At 60.2% G+C, this 18,454-nt stretch carries 14 protein-coding genes; 7 read left to right on the forward strand and 7 right to left on the reverse strand.

Going from position 1 to position 18,454, the window contains the following annotated elements:
• The first annotated feature begins 3 nt into the window (after nucleotides 1-3).
• Complete coding sequence (dhaL, locus tag AACY36_RS15640; protein ID WP_339419361.1) at nucleotides 4-651, forward strand: dihydroxyacetone kinase subunit DhaL; 648 nt, start codon at nucleotides 4-6, stop codon at nucleotides 649-651.
• Between the two features lie 187 nt (nucleotides 652-838).
• Here dhaL and AACY36_RS15645 read toward each other — a convergent pair whose 3' ends face one another.
• Nucleotides 839-1,816 (reverse strand): sugar-binding transcriptional regulator, encoded by a 978-nt coding sequence (locus AACY36_RS15645; protein WP_049708871.1) that lies wholly within the window; start codon nucleotides 1,814-1,816, stop codon nucleotides 839-841.
• A gap of 88 nt (nucleotides 1,817-1,904) precedes the next feature.
• Nucleotides 1,905-3,077 carry a XylR family transcriptional regulator gene (locus tag AACY36_RS15650; RefSeq protein WP_339428055.1) on the reverse strand — a complete coding sequence of 391 codons (1,173 nt, stop codon included), beginning with the start codon at nucleotides 3,075-3,077 and terminating at the stop codon, nucleotides 1,905-1,907.
• 139 nt (nucleotides 3,078-3,216) lie between these two features.
• Here AACY36_RS15650 and xylA point away from each other — a divergent pair, with 139 nt between their 5' ends.
• The 4 genes from xylA (at nucleotide 3,217) to AACY36_RS15670 (ending at nucleotide 8,323) form a co-directional block, all read left to right on the forward strand.
• Nucleotides 3,217-4,533 carry a xylose isomerase gene (gene xylA / locus AACY36_RS15655; RefSeq protein WP_339419371.1) on the forward strand — a complete coding sequence of 439 codons (1,317 nt, stop codon included), beginning with the start codon at nucleotides 3,217-3,219 and terminating at the stop codon, nucleotides 4,531-4,533.
• A 101-nt stretch (nucleotides 4,534-4,634) separates the two neighbouring features.
• Entirely contained in the window at nucleotides 4,635-5,636 is a 1,002-nt protein-coding gene (gene xylF / locus AACY36_RS15660; RefSeq protein WP_339419374.1) for a D-xylose ABC transporter substrate-binding protein, read from the forward strand.
• Nucleotides 5,637-5,641: 5 nt separating this feature from the next.
• The gene (gene xylG / locus AACY36_RS15665; RefSeq protein ID WP_339436248.1) at nucleotides 5,642-7,186 is read left to right on the forward strand and encodes a D-xylose ABC transporter ATP-binding protein; all 1,545 of its coding nucleotides are present in this window, start codon (nucleotides 5,642-5,644) and stop codon (nucleotides 7,184-7,186) included.
• A complete protein-coding gene (locus AACY36_RS15670; RefSeq protein ID WP_339419377.1) occupies nucleotides 7,187-8,323 on the forward strand; it encodes a sugar ABC transporter permease in 1,137 nt (378 codons plus the stop codon).
• Nucleotides 8,324-8,623: 300 nt separating this feature from the next.
• Here the strand turns inward: AACY36_RS15670 and AACY36_RS15675 are convergent, their stop codons facing one another.
• From AACY36_RS15675 to AACY36_RS15685, 3 genes are all read right to left on the reverse strand, one after another.
• On the reverse strand, nucleotides 8,624-9,874 hold the full coding sequence (locus AACY36_RS15675; protein WP_339419378.1) for a glycoside hydrolase family 68 protein: 1,251 nt from the start codon (nucleotides 9,872-9,874) through the stop codon (nucleotides 8,624-8,626).
• A gap of 251 nt (nucleotides 9,875-10,125) precedes the next feature.
• A complete protein-coding gene (locus AACY36_RS15680; RefSeq protein WP_339419379.1) occupies nucleotides 10,126-11,064 on the reverse strand; it encodes a pectate lyase family protein in 939 nt (312 codons plus the stop codon).
• A 239-nt stretch (nucleotides 11,065-11,303) separates the two neighbouring features.
• Entirely contained in the window at nucleotides 11,304-12,803 is a 1,500-nt protein-coding gene (locus AACY36_RS15685) for a CoA-acylating methylmalonate-semialdehyde dehydrogenase (protein ID WP_339419380.1), read from the reverse strand.
• A gap of 109 nt (nucleotides 12,804-12,912) precedes the next feature.
• Between AACY36_RS15685 and AACY36_RS15690 the strand changes: the two genes are divergently transcribed.
• Both AACY36_RS15690 and AACY36_RS15695 read left to right on the forward strand, forming a co-directional pair.
• Nucleotides 12,913-13,848, forward strand: coding sequence for a LysR family transcriptional regulator (locus AACY36_RS15690; RefSeq protein ID WP_339419381.1), 936 nt, complete (start codon nucleotides 12,913-12,915; stop codon nucleotides 13,846-13,848).
• A gap of 172 nt (nucleotides 13,849-14,020) precedes the next feature.
• Entirely contained in the window at nucleotides 14,021-15,703 is a 1,683-nt protein-coding gene (locus tag AACY36_RS15695) for an AMP-binding protein (protein WP_339419383.1), read from the forward strand.
• A 54-nt stretch (nucleotides 15,704-15,757) separates the two neighbouring features.
• Here AACY36_RS15695 and AACY36_RS15700 read toward each other — a convergent pair whose 3' ends face one another.
• Together AACY36_RS15700 and AACY36_RS15705 are read right to left on the reverse strand one after the other, a co-directional pair.
• Entirely contained in the window at nucleotides 15,758-17,032 is a 1,275-nt protein-coding gene (locus tag AACY36_RS15700; RefSeq protein ID WP_339419384.1) for a glucarate dehydratase family protein, read from the reverse strand.
• Nucleotides 17,029-18,390: an MFS transporter gene (locus AACY36_RS15705; protein ID WP_339419386.1), complete on the reverse strand. Its 1,362-nt coding sequence runs from the start codon at nucleotides 18,388-18,390 to the stop codon at nucleotides 17,029-17,031. The genes AACY36_RS15700 and AACY36_RS15705 overlap by 4 nt, the downstream gene beginning before the upstream one ends.
• Nucleotides 18,391-18,454 lie beyond the last annotated feature (64 nt).

Raw genomic sequence — 18,454 nt, forward strand, 5'->3', positions numbered from 1 at the left:
AGCATGAGCGAGCATTTCCCCAGCAACACCGGTAGCGCCATCGTCACCAACCTGGTGTCGATCATCGTTGCCAACCGCGAATACCTCAGCGAAGTGGACGGCGCCATCGGCGACGGCGACCACGGTATCAACATGGCCAAGGGGTTCTCGCGCTGCGGCAAGACCCTCGAAGGGCGCGAACTGTCGCTGGCCGAGGCGCTGGACGAACTGACCCTGGCGCTGATGGAGGGCATCGGCGGCTCCATGGGCCCGCTCTACGGCAGCCTGTTTATCGGCATGGCCGACGAAGTGCGCGGCCGCGACAGCATTGATGCGGCGAGTTTCGCCAGGCTGCTGCGCGGTGGCCTCACGTCACTGCAAGACATCAGCGATGCAGGCGTGGGCGACAAATGCCTGATGGACACGCTGATCCCGGCCGTGGAGGCATTTGAACGGGCCGAAGCCAGCGGCGCTTCGTTTGCCGAAGCGTTGCGCCAGATGAAAAATGCGGCCTCCCAGGGCCGCGATTCAACCCGCGACCTGGTGGCGAAAATCGGCCGCGCCAGCCGCCTGGGGGAGCGCTCCCTCGGCGCACTGGATGCCGGCGCGGTGTCTTGCTGCCTGATCCTCACCAATCTCGCCGATTCGGTGGAGGCCCGGCTGGTAGCGTAATTGTGGGAGCGGGCTTGCCCGCGAAGGCGGTGTGTCAGTTGGCATAAATGCTGGCTGACCCATCGCTATCGCAGGCAAGCCAGCTCCCACATTGGGTTCTGCGCCTGGCCGGTCAACTGAGCACACCCCCCATCCTTGTGGGAGCGACGATCCGACGCGCCCGCCAAGGCTGCGCGCCCCTATGCACTTAACGGCGCGTCGCATCATCCAGGGCGAGGATCGTGTAGGCATTCGATACGGTCGTCGCCAGGGTGTTGATCACCCCGGAACGCAACGCGCCGAGGGTCGCCGCCGCCTTGGTGTTCTCGCTGGCAATCGCCACCACATCCGGAATACGCACCAGTTCCTGCACCGACAAGCCGATCACCCTGCCCTGCATGGCGTTGACCGCCGGCTGGCCGTGGATGTCGATGAAGTCGTAGCCCATCATGTCGCCCACCGTACCGGACACACGGGCCTGGGCAATTTCCTGGGGCGAGAACCAGCCCATGCGCACCATGTTGCTGTTCTCGCTCATGTCACCGATGCCAATCAAGGCGATATCGGCGCGGCGCGCTCGGTCGAGGGTCGAGCGTACGGTGTCGTTGTTGATCAGCACACTGCGCAGTTCCGGGTTGGCCACCAGGGCCGGTGCGTACAGGGTTTCGCTCTCGGCGCCGAAACGCAGGGCCAGGCGCCGGCAGATATGGTCGGGGTTCATGTATTCGCCAGCCTTGAGCGAGCCGCCAATCGCACACACAAACGTGCAGTTGCGCGTCACCGGCAGGAACACATTGTCGGCCACCGCGCCGACATTGCGGCCCATGCCGACGGCGATGATCATGCCGTCGCTGAGGGTTTTGTTCAGATAGTTGGCGACCAGGCTGGCGACGGCCGAACGCTGGGTGTCGGGGTCGCCGTGGTCGACCGCGATCAACGCACGGTCCAGCTGGAAACGCTCGACCAATGCCTGCTCCAGCTCAGTGTTCAGCGCCGGGTGTTGCAACACCCGCACCTCCACCACCCCTTCATCACGGGCGCGCTTGAGCAACCGGCTGACCTTGACCCGAGACAGGTCGAAGCGCTTGGCAATGGCTTCCTGGGTGATGTTGTCGAGGTAATAAAGCATGGCCACTTCGGTCATCAGGTCGATGTCGCTGGCGGCACGCTGAGCACTGTCGGTCATGGGAGCTTCCATTTACGCCACAAAAAACCATTCTCCCTAGTCTGTACGGTGCAAGTCCAGCAGCGAATGGGCCTGGCTGGCAAAGTTTCTAATGACTCTGCTGGTATTCGCGTGGCGTACAGCCGAACTCGCGACGGAACACCGTGTGCAGGTACTGCGCAGATTTGAAGCCGCATTGCTGGGCGATGTCGGCAATCGCCAGGTGGTTGCCTTGCAGGCCCTTGGCGGCGTTGGCGAGCTTGAAGCGCAGAATCTCGTCATGCACGCTGCAGCCGCGCGCCTTGCGAAAGTGCGACTCCAACGATGAACGCGACACGCCGACATAGGCCGCTACCTGGGCGGTCTTGATGCCCTGGCAGGCGTATTGGCGGATAAACAGCAGCGCCTGCATCACGTAGGGATTACCCAGCGGTTGATGCAGGCTGGATGCCTGCACGTTGATCGCATCCGGCGGCACCAGCACCTGCGTGCCCGTGCAGGGCTTGCCGTGCAGCATCTGGTGCAACAGCGCGGCGGCGGTGCGGCCCATGGTTTCGGTGCCCTGGATCACCGAACTCAGTGGCACGCGTGTAAGGGTGCGGGTCAGCGGGTCGTTGTCGATGCCGATCAGCGCCACTTCTTCCGGCACCGCGATGCCGGCGGTGAGACAGGCTTGCAGCAGTTGCCGGGCGCGGGCGTCGGTGACGGCGATGATGCCGATGGGCTTGGGCAGGCTTTGCAGCCAGGCTATCTGCTGCTCCACCGCGCTGTCCCACAGCGGCGCGCTGGTGCCCAGGCCGCGATAGATCTGCACCGGCAAGCCATCCCGTTGCATCAACCGTTTGAAGGCTTTTTCGCGCTCCTGGGCCCAGCGATTGGCCTGGGCTTCGGGCAGACTGAAACAGGCAAAGCGCGTCAGCCCGGCCTCGATCAGGTGCGCGTACGCCATCGTCATCAAGGCATCGTTGTCCGTTGCCACGTAGGGAATGCCCTTGGGGTAGGCGCGCGCATCTTCATAGGAGCCTCCCACCGCCACCACCGGCACCTTGCTCCCGGCCAGCGCTTCGCCGATCAGCGGGTCGTCAAAGTCGGCAATGATGCCATCGCCCTGCCAGCGCTCAATGCCTTTGAGGCGGCACAAAAAGTCTTCTTCGAGGAACAAATCCCAGGACGCGCGGGTGCTGCTCAGGTAGTTGCCAATGCCGGCAATGATGCCGCGGTCATAGATTTTGCTGCCGTTGAAGAGCAAGGCAATGCGGTGCACGGGCGGTAGGGTTTTCATTGTTTTTATCCTGGGGCCGGTCGCCACAGACTAGCCCCTGCCACTCAAAATCGCACCCTCCCTTGGTGATTTTCATAATCGGCAGCCCCACCGCCGTTGCTAGTATCGGGACACCGCCAAGAACAATAAGGAAAACGCCATGCCGTACTTCCCCGGTGTCGAGAAGGTTCGCTTCGAAGGCCCCAGCAGCGAATCGCCCCTCGCCTTTCGCCATTACGACGCCAACAAAATCATCCTCGGCAAACCCATGCGTGAACACCTGCGCATGGCCGCCTGTTATTGGCACACCTTCGTGTGGCCAGGCGCGGACATGTTTGGCGTCGGCACCTTCAAACGGCCATGGCAACGCAGCGGCGACCCGATGGAACTGGCCATCGGCAAGGCGCAAGCAGCGTTTGAGTTTTTCTCCAAGCTGGGCATCGACTACTACAGCTTTCACGACACGGACGTCGCCCCCGAAGGCAGTTCGCTCAAGGAGTACCGCCACCACTTTGCACAGATGGTCGATCACCTGGAGCGTCACCAGGAACAGACAGGGATCAAGCTGCTGTGGGGCACCGCCAATTGCTTCAGCAACCCACGCTTTGCCGCCGGCGCCGCCAGTAACCCGGACCCGGAGGTGTTTGCCTACGCCGCCGCCCAGGTGTTCAGCGCGATGAACGCAACCTTGCGGCTCAAGGGTTCCAACTATGTGCTGTGGGGCGGCCGTGAAGGTTACGAAACCCTGCTCAATACCGACCTGAAACGTGAGCGCGAGCAGCTTGGTCGCTTTATGCGCATGGTCGTGGAACACAAGCACAAGATCGGCTTCAAGGGCGACCTGCTGATCGAGCCCAAGCCCCAGGAGCCGACCAAGCACCAATACGATTACGACAGCGCCACCGTGTTCGGCTTCCTGCATGAATACGGACTGGAGCATGAGATCAAGGTGAATATCGAGGCCAACCACGCGACCCTGGCCGGGCACAGTTTTCACCATGAAATTGCCACCGCCGTGTCCCTGGGCATCTTCGGCAGCATCGACGCCAACCGCGGCGACCCGCAGAACGGCTGGGACACCGACCAGTTCCCCAACAGCGTCGAGGAAATGACCCTCGCCACCTATGAAATCCTCAAGGCCGGCGGGTTCAAGAATGGCGGCTATAACTTCGACTCCAAGGTGCGCCGCCAAAGCCTGGACGATGTAGACCTGTTCCATGGGCATGTAGCCGCCATGGATGTATTGGCCCTGGCCCTGGAGCGCGCGGCGACTATGGTCGAGAACGATCGGTTGCAGCAGTTCAAGGACCAGCGCTACGCCGGTTGGCAGCAACCGTTGGGCCAGGCCGTGCTGGCGGGAGAATTCAGCCTGGAGTCGCTGGCTGAACATGCGTTTGCCCATGAACTGAACCCTCAGGCCGTGAGTGGCCGTCAGGAGATGCTTGAAGGTGTCGTGAATCGCTTTATCTACCGGTGACATTTGCGCGACAAATCTCTGCACAGAGCGTCGAGGGACGCTCTACAGTTTTACCCGCATCACGCTGTGTCTTTCCAACAACAATAAAAGGACGCACCACCATGAAGTCATTCAAACGTACCCTGCTCGCCACTGCCCTGGCTCTGCTCGCCCTGCCGGTCATAGCCGACCCGGCCCACCCGAAAATAGGCTTCTCGATCGATGACCTGCGTCTGGAACGCTGGTCCCGTGACCGTGACTACTTCGTCGCGGCGGCAGAAAAACTCGATGCCAAGGTCTTCGTCCAGTCTGCCGATGCCAACGAGCAGAAGCAGATTTCCCAGATCGAAAACCTGATCTCCCGGGGTGTCGACGTGATCGTCATCGTGCCCTTCAACGCTACCGTCCTCACCAACGCCGTCGCCGAAGCCAAGAAGGCCGGAATCAAAGTGGTGTCGTATGACCGCCTGATCCTTAACGCTGACATCGACGCCTACATCTCCTTCGATAACGAAAAGGTCGGCGAAATGCAGGCCAGCGGCGTGATGCAAGCGGCGCCCAAGGGCAACTACTTCCTGCTCGGCGGCGCGCCCACCGACAACAACGCCAAAGTGCTGCGTGAAGGCCAGATGAAGGTGCTGCAACCGGCCATCGACAAGGGCGACATCAAAATTGTCGGGCAGCAGTGGGTGAAAGAATGGAACCCCACTGAAGCCCTGAGCATCGTCGAAAACGCCCTGACCCGGAACAACAACAAGATCGACGCCATCGTGGCTTCCAATGATGCCACCGCCGGCGGTGCGATCCAGGCCCTGGCCGCGCAGAAACTGGCAGGCAAGGTGCCGATCTCCGGGCAAGACGCCGACCTGGCCGCGATCAAGCGTGTGATCGACGGCACGCAAACCATGACCGTGTACAAGCCGCTCAAGCTGATCGCCACCGAAGCCGCCAAGCTCTCGGTGCAACTGGCGCGTAACGAGAAGCCGACCTACAGCTCGCAGTACGACAACGGCAGCAAGAAGGTCGACACCATCCTGCTCACGCCTACCCCGCTGACCAAAGCCAATATCGATCTGTTGGAGAAAGACGGGTTCTATACCAAAGAGCAGATTGCCGGGCAGTGACCGCCATGTCCGACTATTTGCTGCAAATGAACGGCATCGTCAAAACCTTTGGCGGTGTCAACGCCCTCAACGGCATCGACCTCAAGGTACGGCCGGGGGAATGCGTCGGCCTGTGCGGCGAGAACGGCGCCGGTAAATCAACCTTGATGAAGGTGCTGTCGGCGGTTTATCCGTACGGCACCTGGGACGGTGACATTCTCTGGGACGGGCAGCCGCTCAAGGCTCAGTCGATCAGCGAGACCGAGGCGGCGGGGATCGTGATCATTCACCAGGAACTGACCCTGGTGCCTGACTTGTCGGTGGCCGAAAACATCTTCATGGGCCACGAACTGACCTTGCCGGGTGGGCGCATGAACTACCCGGCGATGATCCACCGCGCCGAAGCCTTGATGCGCGAGCTCAAGGTACCGGACATGAACGTCGCGCTGCCGGTGTCGCAGTACGGCGGCGGCTACCAGCAATTGGTGGAAATCGCCAAGGCCCTGAATAAACAGGCGCGCCTGTTGATTCTCGATGAGCCCTCCTCGGCCCTGACGCGCTCTGAAATCGAAGTACTGCTGGACATCATCCGCGGCCTCAAGGCCAAGGGCGTGGCCTGCGTGTACATCTCCCACAAGCTCGATGAAGTGGCGGCGGTGTGCGACACCATTGCGGTGATCCGCGATGGCAAGCACATCGCGACCACGGCCATGGCCGACATGGACATCGCGCAGATCATCACCCAGATGGTCGGCCGCGAGATGAGTAACCTCTATCCCACCGAGCCGCATGACGTGGGCGAGGTGATTTTCGAGGCCCGCAACGTCACCTGCTATGACGTCGACAACCCCAAACGCAAGCGTGTGGACGACATTTCCTTCGTGCTCAAACGCGGGGAAATCCTCGGCATTGCCGGGTTGGTGGGGGCCGGACGTACGGAACTGGTGTCGGCGCTGTTCGGCGCCTACCCAGGGCGCTACAGCGCCGAGGTGTGGTTGGACGGCCAGGTGATAGACACACGCACGCCGCTCAAATCCATCCGCGCCGGGCTGTGCATGGTGCCCGAGGACCGCAAGCGCCAAGGCATCATTCCCGACCTGGGCGTGGGCCAGAACATCACCCTGGCGGTGCTCGATACCTATGCACACATGACGCGTATCGATGCCGAAGCGGAACTGGGCAGCATCGACCAGCAGATCGCACGCATGCACCTGAAGACCTCCAGCCCGTTTTTGCCGATCACCAGCCTGTCCGGGGGCAATCAGCAAAAGGCTGTGCTGGCGAAAATGCTGATGGCCAAGCCCAAAGTGTTGATCCTCGACGAACCCACGCGCGGCGTGGACGTGGGCGCCAAATATGAGATCTACACGTTGATGAACGCCCTGGCGGCAGAAGGGGTGTCAATCATCATGGTGTCCTCGGAGCTGGCCGAAGTACTCGGGGTCTCCGACCGCGTGCTGGTGATCGGCGAAGGCCAACTGCGCGGTGATTTCGTCAACAACGGCCTCACCCAGGAGCAGGTGCTCGCGGCTGCGCTCAGCCATAACAATAATGATCGGAAGACCGCGTAGATGAATCAGCTCCAACAGCTGTTTACCCGCTACAAAATGCTCGCCCTGGTGATCGCCGTGGCGGTGATCTGGCTGTTTTTCAGCTGGCAGACCGAGGGCGGGTTTCTCACACCACGCAACCTGTCCAACCTGCTGCGGCAGATGTCGATCACCGGGATCCTGGCGTGCGGCATGGTGCTGGTGATCATCAGCGGCGAGATCGATTTGTCGGTGGGGTCATTACTGGGGTTGCTGGGCGGGTTGGCGGCGATCCTGGATGTGGTTTATCACATTCCGCTGCTGGCCAACCTGAGCTTGGTAGCGTTGTGCGGGTTGGTGATCGGGTTGGCAAATGGGTACATGACAGCCTATCTGCGCATCCCGTCGTTTATCGTCGGTTTGGGCGGGATGCTGGCATTTCGAGGGATCCTGCTGGGGATCACGGGCGGTACCACCATTGCGCCGGTTTCACCGTCGCTGGTGTATGTGGGCCAGGGGTATTTACCGCATTCAGTCGGTATTGGCCTCGGGGTTTCGCTGTTTGCCCTGACACTGTTCCTGGCATGGAAACAGCGGCGCAATCGCGCGCTGCATGGTCTTGCGGCGCATTCCCTCGTGCGTGATCTGGTGCGCGTGGTACTTATCGGCGCCGTGCTGGCCGGGTTCGTCACCACGCTCAACAGCTACGACGGCATTCCCGTCCCCGTCTTGCTTCTGCTGGTGCTGTTGGGTGTATTCAGCTACGTCACCCGCCAGACCGTGTTCGGCCGCCGCATCTACGCGGTGGGCAGCAACATGGAAGCCACACGCCTGTCGGGCATCAACGTACAAGCGGTGAAGCTATGGATCTTCGGCATCATGGGCGTGATGTGCGCCCTCGCCGGCCTGGTCAATACTGCCCGGCTCGCGGCCGGTTCGCCGTCGGCGGGGAATATGGGCGAGCTGGATGCCATCGCTGCGTGCTTTATCGGCGGCACGTCAATGCGTGGCGGCTCGGGCACAGTGTACGGCGCGTTGCTGGGCGCGCTGGTGATTACCAGCCTGGACAATGGGATGTCGATGCTGGATGTGGACAGTTACTGGCAGATGATCGTGAAGGGCAGCATTCTGGTGCTGGCGGTGTGGGTGGATGTGAGTACGCGCACGGGCCGGCGGTAAAGATCCGGAAGAACACCGACGCTCAAATGTGGGGGCTGGCTTGCCTGCGGTAGCGGTCTATCAGTACCCGATGTGCTGACTGATACTGCGCTATTGCGGTCACGCCCTCTCCCACATTTGATAGGTGGCGTGAGTGGCTTTGGGTCATGATTCGTAAAGCGCCAGTAAGACGTGTCGCGTTTAATTGCTGGCATCAATGGCGAGCCTGTGATCCCCCCCTCGAGAGTCTTAAGCCATCAACAGCGCCTGCATGAAAAACAGCCGTAAAAAAGCCACTCCGAAGAGTGGCTTTTTAGTCAGTTACTGGCTCAACACAACATCGCGCATCGCCGGGATGTAACCGTAGTCATAAGCCTCCTGCACAAACGAGCGATCGCCCTTCAATACAATCCTCACAGTGGGTGCTTCGGTGCCGCCAATGCGGTAGTCATCGCCGCTGGTGGGCACGCTGTCGATAAAGGAAGTCACCAGGCCATTGGGCATCACGCAGTGGGAATACGTCTGGAACGGCTGCGAAGGCGGATTGCCCAGCACCAGCCCCGAGGCGTTCATCGGCGTGTAGGGGCCGAACAGATGATCGCCGACAAAACCGTAGACGCCATCCGGACCCGTCACGCCATCCGCGTAGGTGAATTTGTGGCTGATGGTGAACAAGTAGTACTTGTTGTCCTGGAACACATAATGCGGGCGTTCGGTTTGATCGTTCACCCCAACAGCAGTCACCAAGGGCGGCAGAATGTCCCACTCGTCACCGTTGAGGTCTTTGGCCACGGCGATGCCGATGCAGCCAACCTGATAACGTGCCCCGCCGACATCTTCATGCCCTGGCGGCACCAGGCCCAGTTCATTCGGCCCCACTTCGTGAGTCCCGCGCTCGCCGGCAACATTGCCCTCAAACACCATGTACAACTTGCCGTCATTTGGATCGATAAACGGGCTTGGATCGCGAAAGTTCCAGGTCGCATTCTGCGCTTCGGTTTGATAATAGGTGCCGTCTGCATCAAACAATGACTTGACCTGAGTGAAGCCTTGCAGCTCGACACCGGTGTCGGAAGTGACCACCCGGCCCCTGACTTTGGCAATGGTGGCACCCGGCGTTACACAGGTGTAATACAGGTCAATGTCACCGTTGTTATTGAGCAGGATAGGTGTGCCCGCCCATTCACGCGTGGTCGGCGAAACCCCTTCGGCCATGACCCGGCCGCCGAAGATCCAGTCCTTGCCGGTGCGCGAGTACCAATAGCAGATACGCGCATGGCCATGGCGGTCTTCCCAATCGCGCTTGATGTCGTAACGGCCATCGGCGTTGATGAATTGTGGATCATGAGGGCGACGGTCGGCGGTCAGGGTGAAGATCACCGACCAGCCATTGACCGATACAACCGTACCATCCAGCTCACGCAATGGCATGGTGTCCCAAATGAATACAGTGTCACTCATGACAGGAAAGTCAGGACTCACTAACGGCTGTGTGGTCGTCGGGTCATTTTCATTAACTTTTAGCGCATCGGCCCGTGTCCAGCGAGTAGGTGCGTGATTCGCATGTTTCATGATGATGTCCTTTTACTGATGCTTACGTGACAAGCGAAGATTGAATAACACATAACAGCCAGCAACTTTGCTGTGACTGAAAAGAATGAGCCGTCGTTGGCCCTGAAGTGCGGAACCAGGTTTAACATGGCCACCCGCCTATCGCAGCGTGAAGAATTATTTAGATTAAAAAGGCCATCACTGTATTTATATCCTTGATATAAATACAGTGGCACTTGCAATCTATGCCAACCAACTAGAAAGCTAGCTAATCAACTACCGAATACCAGCGCACCGGACTGGGCTCCGGCATTCTTCTGCGTAAAGTCTTTGGCTTGGGCTGCGGTTTTCAAGGTGTAGGCGTAGTTGGAAGTGGCCGTCCATTGCGCCTTTGGTGACTTCTGGTTGGTGATCGGTGGAACACTGTTGGTATCAGTGAACGTCCCAGTCCCCTTGTCATCCAACATGCCGTTGTTTTGACTGCCCTCACCAAAGTAGTTACTTTCAGAAAGGATGTTGGCGTTCTGCGCCAGGGTAAAACCGAGGTGGAAGTTATTGATGTAGTTGTTATAAACATGAAAGTATCCGTAACGCATCAAGCCCGGCGCACGCACTTCCATATCCTCGAAGCGGTTATGGCACACCGTCAGGCGTGGGTAGCCGTTGAACTCTGCCTTATTGTCATCCGCCGGGTGACCGAAGATCAGCCCATACTTGTGACTGCCAAAGAAGCAGTTGCTGAGGGTGACATAGTCGGCTTTCTCGCCGATATACAACAGTTTATCTTCACTGCCGTCAGTGGTAGACCAGCTGTGCCCGACGAAAGAGCAATGGTCAATCCAGTACTTGCTGCCGTAGTTCAGATAGACCTGGATATCGTCATTGGCCTTGATAGTCGCCGAATGCCTGAAAATAATATTCTGCAGAATAATGTTCTGCGACTGCGCCGTTGCCCGCAGGTGAATATTTTCCAAGGTTCGATTCTGGAATGAGCCGATCAGGGTCTTGTTAGCGCCCATCGTCACTTTGGTGAGACGCGAGGCCGAGAGATTACTGTTGATCACCAATACCCGCGGGGTGGTGTCGCCAATATTGGCCTTGAGTTGATCGAGCGTAGTGATGCTGACCACGGGACCCGACCAGCCACCTGTCACTTTTGCCGCTTGGGCGAAACCGGTCAAACCGGTGAGTTTGCTTTCTGGATACGACATGAGTTCCCTCTCTAAAATAAAAACAGCTCGCTATGACGAGCGGGTGCATCAAGTTAATCCGTTAACTTGCACACAGTGTTTGGCAGGACTGAGATTGTCGTGTGAGGTTCGATCAGCGCTTAAACACTGTGTTTATATACAGTATTCGGCATTCACCAAAACGTCAACCCTTGTGCGGGCAAAAAAAAATGGGAGGGGCAAGCCCCTCCCACATTGGGTCCTACAGCATCTGTTCAACCTTACTTCGACACCGGCATCGCAAACTCCGCGCCCTGCTCGATGCTCTCCGACCAGCGCTGCATGATCGACTTCTGCTTGGTGTAAAACCGCACACCCTCCGTGCCATACGCATGCATGTCGCCGAACAAACTCTTCTTCCAGCCGCCGAACCCGTGCCATGCCATCGGCACCGGGATCGGTACGTTGATGCCGACCATGCCCACTTCAATCCGCCGTGCAAACTCGCGGGCAATATTGCCATCGCGGGTGAAGCAGCTCACGCCATTGCCGAATTCGTGGTCGTTGACCAGTTTGATCGCTTCGGCGAAGTCACTTACGCGCACGCACGCCAGCACCGGGCCGAAGATTTCTTCACGGTAGATGCTCATCTCTTGGGTCACGTGATCGAACAAGGTCGCGCCGAGCCAGAAGCCGTTTTCCAGGCCCGCTTCGGTGGGCACGTAGTCGCGCCCGTCGAGCAGCAGTTGCGCACCGGCCTGTACGCCTTGTTCGATGTAGCCGCTGATACGCTCCAGCGCCGCGCGGGACACGATCGGGCCCATTTCGGCCTTGAGGTCGCGGCCGTCGGTGATGCGCAGTTGCTTGGCACGCTCGGTCAAGGCGGCGATGACTTTGTCACCCACATCACCCACCAGCACGGCGACGGAGATGGCCATGCAGCGTTCGCCGGCACTGCCGTAGGCGGCGCCCATCAGGGCGTCGACGGTTTTTTCAATATCCGCGTCGGGCATTACCACCATGTGGTTTTTGGCGCCGCCCAGGCCTTGCACACGCTTTCCGTTACGCGCGCCGGTTTCGTAGATGTACTGGGCAATCGGCGTGGAGCCAACAAAGCTCACGGCCTTGACGTCCGGGTGTTCGATCAGCGCGTCCACCGATTCCTTGTCGCCCTGCACGACGTTGAACACGCCCTTGGGCAAGCCGGCTTCACGCAGCAGTTCGGCCATGAACAACGATGCGCTTGGGTCGGTCGGGCTTGGCTTGAGGATGAAGGTATTGCCCGCCGCAATGGCGATCGGGTACATCCACATCGGCACCATCACCGGGAAGTTGAACGGTGTAACACCGGCTACAACGCCCAGCGGCTGGCGCAGGGTCCAGTTGTCCATGCCACGGGAAACCTGGTCGGAGTGTTCGCCCTTGAGCAAGTTCGGAATGCCACAGGCAAATTCGAGGATATCGAGGCCACGGTCGACTTCACCCTGGGCGTCGGTAAAGACCTTGCCGTGCTCGGCGACAATGATGCGCGCCAGGTCATCCTTGCGTGCACGCAGCAGGTGCAGGTATCCGAACAGCACGCGGGCGCGGCGGATTGGCGGGGTGTCGGCCCAGTCGGCGAAGGCAGCCTGGGCGGCGGCGACGGCTTCGGACACGGTCTGGCGACTGGCCAGGGCGACGCGGCCGGTCTTTTCGCCGGTGGCCGGATTGTAGACGTCCTGATAGCGATCGTCGCGGGACACGCGCTGATCGTTGATGTAGTGCTCGATTGTTTTAGTCATGGCAGTAGATCCCAGGTGGGTAGCGTTGGGACACACGATAAGCTTTCGGTTTGTTCCAAACCAGAGCAGAATCCAGAACTTATTGTCCATAAAAGCGAACAATACCCGCATGGAAAAGTCTGAGATCGAAGGGCTGTGGACCCACATTCACTGGCTGTCGGTGCTGGAAGAACAAGGCACCTACACCGCCGCAGCCGCTCGCCTGGGGGTGAGTAAGTCCGCCGTCAGCCAGCGCATTTCGGACCTGGAAAAAGCCACCGGTACGCGGCTGGTCACGCGAACGACGCGCAGCGTAAGGCTCACCGATGCCGGGCTGTCGCTGACCCGGGAGGTCCGCAGTGCCTATGAGCAGATCGCGCGCAGCTTCTCGTCGGTGCGCGACTCTGCCGGCGAGATTCGTGGATTGGTGCGCTTGACCGCGCCGGTGGCCTTCGCCAGGCAGCAGTTGGTGCCACACCTGGCGGAATTCCTGCAGCAGTTTGCGCAAGTACGTATCCAGTTGGATGTGTCGGATGCGTTGAGCTCGCTGGCAGCCGAGGGCTACGACCTCGCCGTGCGCCACGGCTTCCAGGTGCCGGAAACCCACGTGGCGTGGAAGCTGTGCGACACCGGCTCGGTGTTGGTCGCCACCCGCGATTACCTGCAACGCCACGGCGAACCCCGTGAGCCTGGCGACCTGTCAGCCCACAACTGCCTGTTCTACCCGCGCGGCACCGACCAGCCGGCGTGGACCTTTGAGCGCGGCAGCACAAACGTCGAGCGCCTTACCGTGCCCATCGCCGGCAGCTTTGCCACCAACAACAGCGAAGCCCTGCGCGATGCGGCCCTCAACCATCTGGGCATCGCCCTGCTCCCGGACTTCAGCGCCCATGCCGCATTGGCCAGCGGCAAGCTGGTACAGGTGCTCAAGGGCTGGACGCTCAAGGGCGCGTTTGCCGATGAGATCTACCTGATCCGACCGTATTCACCGCATGTGCCCAAGTCGGTGACGGCATTGGTGGGCTTCCTCAAGGAAAAACTGTCAGGTGGGTTCAGGTTTGATTAACGGTCATCGCTTGCGCGTAGGCACCGTCATGTTGGAAGGACGAGCATGACTTTTTTGCACAACGCACCGGTATTTTTGGGCGTTCTTCTCTGATTTATGCGTGCCTATACTCGGTCCAGCCTCTCGGTTCAGCCGAGGGCCAGTCCCACAACAATAATTAAGGACAGCCACCATGATCCAGCCCTTCCTGGCCGCTCGGGATTTTCTGCTCGCTCACCGCACCGACTACGCCACCGCCGTACGGGATTTCCGTTGGCCGCAACTGGGCGAATTCAACTGGGCCCTGGACTATTTCGACGCCATGGCGAAGGGCAATGCGGCCAATGCGCTGTGGATCGTCGAGGAAGACGGCCGCGAGCAGCGCTACAGCTTCGAGCAACTGGCCGCACGTTCCAACCAAGTGGCCAACCACCTGCGCGCCCTCGGGGTTGGGCGCGGTGATCGCGTACTGCTGATGCTCGGCAATGATGTGGCGCTTTGGGAAACCATGCTCGCCGCCTTCAAGCTCGGTGCAGTGGTCATCCCCGCCACCGCCCTGCTGAATGCCGACGACCTGCGTGACCGTATTGAGCGCGGGCAGGTTCGTCACTTGGTGGTCGGCGAGGCGCATGTGAGCAAATTCGCCGGGCTGGCTGAAGGCTGCAGCCGCATCTGCGTGGGTTCGGCGCCTGCCGGCTGGTTCCCACACAGCGCCGCCTGTGAATATCCCGAGCAGTTTGAAGCCGAAGGCCGCACCCTGGCCACCGACCCGATGCTGCTCTATTTCACCTCGGGCACCACATCAAAACCGAAGATGGTGTTGCACAGCCACCAGAGCTATCCCGTTGGGCACCTGTCGACCATGTACTGGATCGGCCTGCAACCGGGCGACCTGCACCTGAATATTTCCTCACCGGGGTGGGCCAAGCATGCTTGGAGCTGCCTGTTTGCGCCGTGGAACGCCGGCGCCTGCATCTTTATCCATAACGTCGCGCGGTTCAGCGCGCCGGCCTTGCTCAGTGCATTGGAACGCTACGGCGTGACCAGCCTGTGCGCGCCGCCCACCGTGTGGCGTATGTTGATTCAGGAAGATCTGGCCAGCTACAAATCGCGCCTGAACCTGCGCGAACTGGTCGGCGCCGGTGAGCCGCTGAACCCGGAAATCATCGAGCAGATCCAGCAGGCCTGGGGGTTGCCGCTGCGTGATGGCTTCGGCCAATCGGAAACCACTGCACTGGTGGGCAACACGCCCGGGCAGTTGCTCAAGCCAGGCTCCATGGGCCGCCCGCTGCCGGGCTATCAAGTGGCCCTGCTCGACCCGGATGGCAACCCCGCCAATGAAGGCGAAGTCGCCCTGCCCCTGGACGTGCGCCCGCTCGGCCTGATGCTGTGCTACGAAGACAGCCCGGAAAAAACTGCAGAAGTGATGCGTGACGGTTATTACCGCACCGGCGACACCGCGCAGGTCGACGCCGACGGCTACATCACCTTTGTCGGTCGCGCCGACGATGTGTTCAAGGCCTCCGACTACCGCATCAGCCCATTCGAGCTGGAAAGCTCGCTGATCGAGCACCCGGCAGTGATGGAAGTGGCCGTGGTGCCCAGCCCCGATCCATTGCGCCTGGCCGTGCCCAAGGCCTTCCTGATCCTGGCCCATGACGCCCCCGGCAGCGCCGAGCTGGCCCGGCATATTCTCGCCTTCGCCCGCGAACATCTGGCGCCCTACAAGCGGGTGCGGCGTATCGAATTCGTGACCGAACTGCCAAAGACCATTTCCGGGAAAATCCGCCGGGTGGAACTGCGCCAGATGGAAGTACTGCGTCGTCAGAGTGATACGCGAGGCGAACAGGAACACTTCGAAGAAGATTTTGGCTGAAAAAAAGCCCGGCAACACACACGTGTGTTGCCGGGCAAAGCGAAGCGACCAGCTTCAGAAACGCGGTTTCACAGCCTTCCAATCCGGTTGGTAACGCTGCATCTGTTTTACGTCGTCGCGCTGGCGAATGCCGCAACTGAGGTACTGCTCATGCAGCTTGCCCAGTTGGTCATGGTCAAGTTCCAAGCCCAGCCCCGGGGCACGGGTGATCGTCACGCAGCCATCGACAATCGGCACCTTGCCGCCCTTGATGACTTCCTCGTCCGGCTCCTGCCAGGGGTAATGGGTGTCGCAAGCGTAATCAAGGTTGGGCACCGACGCGGCCACATGGGCCATCGCCATCAGGCTGATGCCCAGGTGTGAGTTGGAATGCATCGACACGCCCAGGCCGAAGGTCTGGCACATCTTCGCCAACACCTGGGTGTCGCGCAGGCCGCCCCAGTAATGATGGTCAGCGAGGACGATCTGCACGCTGTCCAGGGCAACGCTGCGGCGGAACTCGTCAAAATCGGTGACCACCATATTGGTCGCCAGGGGCAAGCCGGTGCGTTTGTGCAGCTCGGCCATGCCTTCCAGGCCCGGGGTCGGGTCTTCGTAATACTGCAGGTCATCGCCCAGCAGTTCAGCCATGCGAATCGAGGTTTCCAGCGACCAATTGCCATTCGGGTCGATGCGCAGCGGCACGCCGGGGAAGGCTTTTTTCAGCGCTTTGATGCACCGCACCTCATGTTCCGGTTCCAGCGCGCCGGCCTTGAGCTTGATGCTTTTGAAGCCGTAGGCTTCGATCATCCGCCGGGCCTGGGCGACGATCTGCTGTTCGTTGAGCGCTTCGCCCCAGCTGTCAGGCTTGTAGGGCGAGTCGATGTGTTCGGCGTACTTGAAAAACAAGTACGCACTGAACGGAATCCGGTCGCGGAGAGCCCCACCGAGCAAATCCACCAGTGGCACATTCAAGGCGTGGGCCTGCAGATCGAGCAAGGCCACTTCGAACGCCGAATAGGCATTGCTCACGGCCTTGCTGGCGTGGGAGCCCGGCGCCAGTTCTGCGCCGCTGAGGCTCACGGGCCTGTGCGCGGCCACCGTGGCCTGGACGATCGCACGCAGCCCGTTCAGGTTGAAGGGATCGAGGCCGATCAGTTGCGGCTGCACCTGTTGCTGGATCGCCAGCGCCGGGGCATCGCCGTAGCTTTCGCCAAGGCCGATGTAGCCGGTGTCGCTCTCGACCTCGATGATCGAGCGCAGTGCGAGGGCTTCGTGGATACCGCTGGCGTTAAGCAGCGGCGGGTCGCGAAAGGCGATGGGCGTGACGGTAACGCGGACGATTTTCAAGAGGCTGCTCCCTGTGGGCCTGGACGCGAGGCGCGCTGATGTGTAGTCGGTGTGGGGGGCACGGTGCCCCGTGGTGCGGTGCGCGCAAAAAACACCACCACCGCCGCCGCCAGGGAGGTAGCGGCCAGGCCATACAACCCGCCTTCGATGGAGCCGGTGGTCTGTTCCAGCAAACCAAAGGTGGTGGGGGCGACAAAGCCTCCCAGGTTGCCGACCGAATTGATCAAGGCAATCACCGCCGCGGCGATCCGGGCATCCAGATAACCCTGGGGAATTGGCCAGAACAAGGCAGAGGCGGCCTTGAAGCCAATCGCGGCAAAACAGATGGCGACAAAGGCAAACACCGGCCCGCCGGTAGTAGACATGAACATACCGAAGGCGGCGATCACCAGCATCAGCGCAACCCACGCCTGCTGATGTTTCCATTTGCTGGCGAGGGCGGCGAAACCGTACATGGCGACGATGGAAATCAACCAGGGAATCGAATTGAACAAGCCCACCTGGAAGTCGCCCAGGTTGCCCATTTTCTTGATCATGCTGGGCAGCCAGAAGGTGGCGCCATAGATGGTCAGGGCGATGGAAAAGTAAATAAAGCAAAACAGCGCGATCTGTCTGTCGGCGAGGAGCTTGAACATCGAGGGCCGGACAGTCCGGACGGCTTCACGCGCTAGCTGTTCCGCCTCGATGGCACTCACCAACGCGTGTTTTTCCTCTGCGCTGAGCCACGTCGCCTGATCGGGACGGGACTGCAACCAGAACCATACAAAGCCACAGAGCACGATCGAGGCAAACCCTTCGATCAGAAACATCCACTGCCAGCCATGCAGGCTAAACCCATTGATGTGCAGCAAGGCCCCCGACACCGGGCCTGAGATCACCGAGGCAATCGCAGAGCCGCTGAGGAAAATCGCCATCGCCTTGCCACGCTCGGAGGCTGGCAGCCACTGGGTGAAGTAGTAGATGACACCGGGGAAAAACCCCGCCTCGGCGGCGCCGAGGGCAAAGCGCAGGATATAAAAACTGGTTTCACCTTTGACGAAGGCCATGGCCATCGCGGCCGCGCCCCAGGTGAACATGATGCGCGTCAGCCAGGCCCTTGCGCCGTAGCGCTGCAGGAGCAGGTTGGACGGTACTTCAAAGATCGCGTAGCCAATGAAGAACAAACCGGCACCGAGGCCGTAGGCGGCCGCGCCAATGCCCAGGTCGATCTCCAAATGGCTGCGCACAAAGCCGATGTTGACCCGGTCGATGTAGTTGACGATGAACATCACCACAAATAATGGCAGTACATGACGCTTGACCTTGGTGGCCGCACGGGCGAGCACGGTCGGGTCTGGCGGATTCTGAACAGTGTCCAAGGGCAACTCCCAATCATTGTTTTTTTAGGGACGCGTTGATCATGGACGTCGGGCATTGATCCCG

This window comes from Pseudomonas sp. EA_15y_Pfl1_P101, from assembly GCF_963970835.1.
Taxonomy (GTDB): Bacteria; Pseudomonadota; Gammaproteobacteria; order Pseudomonadales; family Pseudomonadaceae; genus Aquipseudomonas; species Aquipseudomonas tritici.